Consider the following 6,982-nt stretch of genomic DNA (forward strand, 5'->3'; position numbering starts at 1 on the left):
CTTTGATTTCGGTAAGTTCTGCCACAGTTAACCCCTATTTGTCAATTATTTCTTTACGAAAGACTTCATCAGGCAAAAAGATGATTCATAGATGGAATATACCTACCAATTGCCTAACATCGAATCCATTGGAGACACTTGGACCTATTTTTGGTTACAACTTCCATATGGAATTCCTGGGATTATATCCCTGGTCGTTGGGTTCTTTTTAAGCGCCTTCAGTTTTAGAAGGATTTTTCATACCAGTGGTGAAGACAGAGTTCTTTCTCTCAATGTAGCCATTTCCTTTTTTGGTTATGGCATTCTTGGACTTGTACTTTCTCTTAGAGCTTGGGTCATGGACCGTGAACTCTTGCTGGCATTAAACAATTGGCTTTATCTCTTTATCCTTCTCATTTTACCTTCTAATTTTTACATTTGTTATGCGCTCTCTCGAAAAAAAGTATTTTTGTATTATACCTATCTATGTTGGATCAGTGTTATATTTGGTTATGTGGGACTTTTCCAGGGACTCGGTTTTCATAACGAGTGGTTTGATTACCAGTTTGGCAAGTATCCCAAAGCAACAAATTATATAAAACCGTTTGGCATCATCCCTCTTGTCGGATACTTTGCACTCGTATTACCATTTTTTACTTTCCAATGGAAAATCCTTTTAAAACGAATCCATAAATCGCTATTCATCGGTTATAATTTATTGTTTCTAATGACGATCTCAAATGCGCCAGTTTTACTTGGGTATAATGTTTATCCTGGTTCCTTTTTTATCTTTATCCCTCTGATCTTAATTGCTTACGGAATTTTCCGATCCGATTTCCTCGATGTAAACGAACTTCTGTTTGATCGAAACGGATTATTTTACATTTTGTTTGGTGTTGTTTCTTTTTCACTGATTGTCCTGAGTGGAACAGTGGCATTGGGTTTAAGCCACAGTGCCTATTTGAATGACAATTGGTTTCCTCATGCTCTCCCTCCAACCATTTCCTTTTTTGTCGCCATTTTTATGGCAATCATTGTAGCAGGGAGTAACCCGCAAGCCAAGATCAATCAACTCTGTGCATTTTCACTCATCATCACAGCTTTTTATAACTTACAATCCATCCCTACTAAACTCGAACTCAATTATTTAATCTTACTTCGTATATCACAGGTTAGTTTTTTAATTTTTTCCCTAGCACCAAGTATCTTATCACGCTTTGTTTTAAAAGCCATCGGAAGTGAAAGACCGAAGTCTTTACTTGTTGTCGATTTACTTTCAATTCTTTGTTCATTTTTATCCATCACACCTTTTTTACACAATGGTTACTACCGTTACGATTATGGAATCATCCATAAAAGTTCCTTAGTTCCCTACTTTCTGGGTGTCGCTGGATTTTTCGCATTTATCATTGTCGGTAGAGAAATCCGTAAACGTTGGAAAATACTTCCCAAGGAATCCAAAGTTGCGTTGGGTTCCGTTTTACTCTCTGGAGTATTTCTATTAAGTGCATTTTTTCCATCCCATGGATTTGTGATTCCACCCATTTCTGATTATTTATTCATTCCAACCACCTTACTTGGGTTTGCTGTATTAAAATTAGGGGCATTCTCATTACCTGGTAGAACCATTCGGTTCAGTCAAAAACTAGCCAATTTAGGAATCTTTTCTATCTTATTTGCCAGTTTATTACAAATGCCAAAGTTTTTAGAAAAACTAGCATTTGGAGAAAGCCTTTTCCATATAACATTGGTTACTCTTCCACTGGTATTGTTCAACTATTTACTGGTTTATGTTTTTGCAAGACCACTAGCAGAAGAGTTAGATAGAAGTTATATCCTCTTAGAACAAGCTAAAAAAGAAGCAGAACTTGCAGGTGAAGAATCCGAAAAACTTTTGTTAAATATCCTTCCAAAATCCGTCGCTGAAGAAATTAAAATTAATGGCTATTGCGAACCAAAATCTTTTGACGAAGCAACCATCCTCTTCACTGATTTTCGAGGCTTTACTGAAGTTGCAAAAAACATGGAGTCAAACGAACTCATCACGGAACTTGATGCTTGTTTTACCCAATTTGATGAAATCATATCAAGAAACCAATTGGAAAAACTCAAAACCATTGGGGACTCTTATATGTGTGCTGGTGGATTGCCAGATTCAAACTACACAAACCCAATAGACGCATGCCTTGCAGCACTTGAGATCAGATCTTTTATGGACCAAATGAAAGAGATCAAAACCCAATTAAATTTACCTTATTGGGAACTACGAATTGGAATTCACACAGGTTCTGTGATTGCTGGGGTTGTTGGTCGTTTTAAGTTTGCGTATGACATTTGGGGCAGTAGTGTCAACACGGCTTCACGTATGGAAAGTTCAGGAATTGTTGGGGAAATCAATATTTCACAATCTACCTATGACAAAGTACGATTTCTATTTCATTGTGAACACAGAGGAAAAATCGTCGATAAAAACGGAGAACGTCGAGATATGTATCTTTTGAAACAGATCAAACCTAAGTTTTCCAAAGACGGCCTTGTTCCCAATGAATTATTTTGGTCCATATATCAAAAGATCAAACAAGGTAGTAAAATAGTTTTAAAATCAAAACTGGAAAAAGAAAGGATCTCTTAATCTATTTTCATTGTCACCAACTGAAATTAGATTCCCATTTACACTATGCCTTCCCAAAAGTCTACCATTCCATTTTACAACCGTGTCCAATGGTTGACCTTGAAGTTAATTTGGAAATCCCTCCGTGCAAAAGAAGTGATCCCTTTTTTATTCCAATTTATAAAGGAAAAATTCCGTTTGAATCGTTCAAACTTTGGCAAGGAATGGAATTCGAAATGGCAATCAAATACCAACAAATTGAATCCACTTGATCTCATTGCCTTTTTTATCGCTTACAAAGAAGTCACAAGCCAGGAACGAGCGTTAGTGTTACTCATGAAAATTCTCAAACAACAATCAACTGAAGTCTTTTTGGAAATGGTAGATGTGTTGCGAAAGTATGGGATAAGGGTTGTGTAGCAGAATGACTTCCTGACTCCTCTTCTTGTGACATTCATGTCATGTTTTACGAGTTACAAAAACTTATAATTTAAATGCAGTTGATTCCCATTTTGCGCTCCTGTACTCATCAATGTCGGAATTGGCTACCGCATCCAACCGAGGATGCTTAAAAACTGTATAATTATATGGCATCGTATCTGATTTATTGCTTAAAATATAGTCGCCACTCGAGCCAACTGGCTTCCTATAATTGGCAATCTGTCCCTATGGTCGGGATCTCCTTTTGCATTTGGACGTTATATCATAGCAAATGGTAAAGGACTTTCCTGGGTGGTAAATCCTCTGAATAAATAAGTTCTAGAATATATATCGGAACGACTAAGCCGCAACAATCTGTTATCTTTTGATCTATGATGAAAATTAGACCAATAAATTGTTCACATTTAGATTCCCAAACTTTTCATTTTCGATATATTCTTATACTCTTACTATTCCTGCAATTTACTTGTAAACCTTCCGATTTTAATAATGCAGCGGATGTTTATAGTCGTGAGTATAGTGAAACCCAAATTCTTGCTTGCCTCTTAAAAGGTAAGGACTGTTTTCCTTGCACCAGTGGAAATTCTTTTTTTTACCCTAAAAGTGAATACCTTTTGGGACAAAACTTCCCAGTTTCTATAAAAACAAATTATTGTAAAGAGGTTACTAAATGTACGGTATCACCGACTCTACCAGCAGGTCTTACTATCAATAATCAAACTTGTGAAATTAGTGGGACTCCATCAATTTTGGCTAATTACATTGATTATACGGTGACTTTGAATACGAGTTCAGGAGAATTGAGTACAAGTTTAAGAATCGCTATTGAAATTGGATCCTTCGTTCATTTAAAATTTACGGATGGATCTTTGGAGAATTCAGGCATCCAACCATTAATTCTAACAGCTGGACCTACTCTTTCCACAACCACTGGATATGAAGGAGACACAAATGGGGCAATACATCTCAATAATACAGATATTACTTCCCAAATTGGGGGGGATAGTATGTTGCCAAGTGGTACATCTCCAAGAACTATTTGTATTTGGCTTAAACCAGATGCACTTCTCGGATCTGGAGTGCAGGAATTGATATTTTCTTACGGAACACTTTTTAGTAATGCTTGTGGCTTTGGACTGCAAAACACTGCGGGAGTGACTGGGTTATATTTTACTCGAGCAAACTTTAGTGCGAAACAAACCTTTGCTCCACCTGCAAGTGTCTGGACACATATTTGTATTGTTTTTGACGGAACAAATTCTTCCTTTTATACCAATGGAACCTTTTTGGGTACACCAGCTACGACTGGTTCCGGTTTAGTAGACACGATTTTACAAAAAATTACTTTTGGAAGTTGGGGAGGCGGATATTATTACCATGGTGCCATTGATGGATTTCGTGTATTTGGTTCGGCTCTCAGTGCTACAGCAGTAAATCAAATCTACCAAGGTTTACCTGTAGTTGGCCCTTAACAGTTGTTATGAATTCTTGGAAACACTGGACTGCTTGAATTGCAAAGGACTGAGACCAGTGGCTTTTTTAAATTCCACATTAAATGCAGTTTTGGAACCAAATCCTGTTGCATAAGCAATGGAAAGGATAGACATTTCTGGATTGTCAATAAGGAAGTTTTTGGCATCGGTGATGCGAAAGGAATTTAGATAACTGCGAAAACTAATCCCCAGTTTGGAATTGAGTAATTCAGAAGTTTGTTGGACATTGAGACCTATTGCTCTCGAAGCAATTTCTAAATCCAACTTTTCATCTAGATAAGGTTTGGATTTTCTCATCCATGATTCTAATTTTGAAAGAGACTCTTCTGTGTTTACTGCGTTTAACTTTGACTTTACGTAACGAGTCGTTGGTGCATTGTTCAAGGTTACAATTCGGTGTAGAATTTCATTTCGTTCCCCTTCCAGTTTTTCATATTTTAGTAATAGATTAAACAACAAAAAAAATAGATCGATAGGAAAAATAAACACAGCAGAATAAAGAAGGGGAGTGGAATAAGGTAAGATACCTAAAAAATAAAACATTGTATTGTAGCTAACGATAAAGTAGGACCCCCAACTGATCAGAAAGAATAGGATTCTTTTCTCCCCTTTGAAATAATTTTTTATCGCAGTTCCAAGAATTAATGGAATGGAGAAAAGATATACGTAAGTGGCTATTCTCGAAAAAATTTTGGTTGTATAAGATATCAAAATCGCTGGAACACAAATGAGTGCTAAGATTCCAATGAACAGTAATATTTTATCAATTCGTGGGTTGTATGTTTTTGTATTTAAAAACATACGCACAAACTGGAAGGAAAAGGGAATCCCCAGAGTGGAAAATACTAATATGGCTTTGTTTTGCCACCAAGGAGATTCTGACCAAAATACATCGTAAGCATTTCCATATTGGCCATTGTACCAAAGCACCGTACAAACAACATAACCTGAATAAAAGAAAAATTCACTGAGACCAAAAGCAAAAAAATAAAACAAAGCGATCACAAACATAACGGCACAAACACCTAAGATGAGCCAGGTGATTGCAGTCTCTAATATATTGTATTTGTTAAATGATCTTTCATCCATGGAACGAATGGGAAAAGAAATCAAGGATTTTGATTTGATTTTGATGTAGAAGTAATCACCAACTTTTTGATTGGGAATTTGAAAACTAGGGTAAAGTGCTTCCGATAATGTCCAGTTTGACTTAGGGATTGTGTCTCCTGTTTCATAGGTTTGAAATTCTTTGGATTTTATTGGATAATACAGAATTGCAGAATCAAGGGCTTTCCAATCTAAAGAAAGAATTCGATCCTTTGAAAAAACACTATCGGTAGTTTTGCCACGTAACCATATGACATCATTTGTAAAATTAAAAGAGAGCTGGTTTTTCGAAATTGGATTCCAAGTTTGTAATTTTTGAATTTGATCAAAAGAAATTTCTGTAGAAGGGTCTTGAAAAAATTCAAAATGATTGGTTATATTTTGGTTCCCTAATCCTTCTGGTGCACAGGAGGTTCCTGCCATCACAAAAAACAAAACTAATATGCAGGAAATGTTTTTCATCGAACACGATGTTCCTATTGGTTCTTTGAGTCTGACAAGCCTTTTTGTGGAAAGGGCAAAAATACACTTATAGATAGCGGAGATTCACTATTGTTCAATTCAATGTAGCAAAAATGTTTTTCCACAAGTTAAAGAAGCAGCAGAAAGAGAAAGAGTATCCAATTGGATGTATTGAGCGATTGTTATAGAGCCAGAATTCAAACTATAATTGGATTAGGTCAGACAAGCAAAAACAGTCCAGGGACCAGACATACCACTCATTCCAGCCGAAGAGCCTGCAGACAAACCATTTATCAAGGTTCCAAATACAAAGAGGCCATTTACATTGGTGGTCATAAGCTTTCTCACACCATCAGATCTCACATAATTTGTATTAGGTTTTAATACCCAATCAATTTTATTGGCTGAAAGAAAGTCGGCATTCGGGGCTTTAGACTAATGCTCAAGAGACTGGTTGGCACAATCACTTGGATCTCAATTTAGAATGATTTGTCCATTGATAGGTAACCGATTGAATTTTGTTGCAGGTCGAAAATAGAGTCGCCTCTCGCGCCAACTGGCTTCCAATAATGGGCAATCTGTTCCTAGGATCGGGATTCCCGTTTGGATTAGGATGAAAATCTTAGCAAAAGTCGAAGGACTTACCTATGTAGGAAATACATACGTTTTCTGACTTTTTCAAAACACACTTCCAAACATAAAAAAAGCCTCACATCTTTCGACGCAAGGCTTCTCCCAACATTTATATACGACATGTAAGTTAACAAACAACGCTACAATCTATACATACACGTTAACACGTGTATATTGTAATATGGTCAAGCCGATCGAGCGATTAGTATCACTTGGCTGAATCCATTACTGAACTTACACCTGTGACCTATCAACC

At 36.6% G+C, this 6,982-nt stretch carries 5 protein-coding genes and 1 rRNA gene; 3 read left to right on the top strand and 3 right to left on the bottom strand.

The window, feature by feature from the left end:
• The first annotated feature begins 91 nt into the window (after positions 1-91).
• The 3 genes from DI076_RS05290 (at position 92) to DI076_RS05300 (ending at position 4,503) form a co-directional block, all read left to right on the top strand.
• Positions 92-2,611 carry an adenylate/guanylate cyclase domain-containing protein gene (locus DI076_RS05290; RefSeq protein ID WP_108958926.1) on the top strand — a complete coding sequence of 840 codons (2,520 nt, stop codon included), beginning with the start codon at positions 92-94 and terminating at the stop codon, positions 2,609-2,611.
• 45 nt (positions 2,612-2,656) lie between these two features.
• Positions 2,657-3,010: a hypothetical protein gene (locus tag DI076_RS05295; protein WP_245918285.1), complete on the top strand. Its 354-nt coding sequence runs from the start codon at positions 2,657-2,659 to the stop codon at positions 3,008-3,010.
• 395 nt (positions 3,011-3,405) lie between these two features.
• Positions 3,406-4,503, top strand: a complete 1,098-nt coding sequence (locus DI076_RS05300; protein ID WP_108958927.1) for a LamG domain-containing protein — start codon at positions 3,406-3,408, stop codon at positions 4,501-4,503.
• A 6-nt stretch (positions 4,504-4,509) separates the two neighbouring features.
• Here the strand turns inward: DI076_RS05300 and DI076_RS05305 are convergent, their stop codons facing one another.
• The 3 genes from DI076_RS05305 to DI076_RS05315 all read right to left on the bottom strand — a co-directional run.
• Positions 4,510-6,093 (bottom strand): 7TM diverse intracellular signaling domain-containing protein, encoded by a 1,584-nt coding sequence (locus tag DI076_RS05305; RefSeq protein WP_245918286.1) that lies wholly within the window; start codon positions 6,091-6,093, stop codon positions 4,510-4,512.
• Positions 6,094-6,306: 213 nt separating this feature from the next.
• Positions 6,307-6,489 carry a DUF1554 domain-containing protein gene (locus DI076_RS20430; protein WP_108958928.1) on the bottom strand — a complete coding sequence of 61 codons (183 nt, stop codon included), beginning with the start codon at positions 6,487-6,489 and terminating at the stop codon, positions 6,307-6,309.
• A gap of 418 nt (positions 6,490-6,907) precedes the next feature.
• A 23S ribosomal RNA gene (locus DI076_RS05315) occupies positions 6,908-6,982 on the bottom strand; the annotation flags it as partial.

Origin of the sequence: Leptospira ellinghausenii (assembly GCF_003114815.1) — a bacterium.
GTDB classification, from domain to species: Bacteria; Spirochaetota; Leptospiria; order Leptospirales; family Leptospiraceae; genus Leptospira_A; species Leptospira_A ellinghausenii.

What these genes read in the sequence shown, in the direction of transcription:
- DI076_RS05290 (WP_108958926.1), top strand. Translation starts at nt 92, where the DNA reads ATGGAATATACCTACCAATTGCCTAACATCGAATCCATTGGAGACACT.
- DI076_RS05295 (WP_245918285.1), top strand. Translation starts at nt 2,657, where the DNA reads ATGCCTTCCCAAAAGTCTACCATTCCATTTTACAACCGTGTCCAATGG.
- DI076_RS05300 (WP_108958927.1), top strand. Translation starts at nt 3,406, where the DNA reads ATGAAAATTAGACCAATAAATTGTTCACATTTAGATTCCCAAACTTTT.
- DI076_RS05305 (WP_245918286.1), bottom strand. Translation starts at nt 6,093, where the DNA reads ATGAAAAACATTTCCTGCATATTAGTTTTGTTTTTTGTGATGGCAGGA.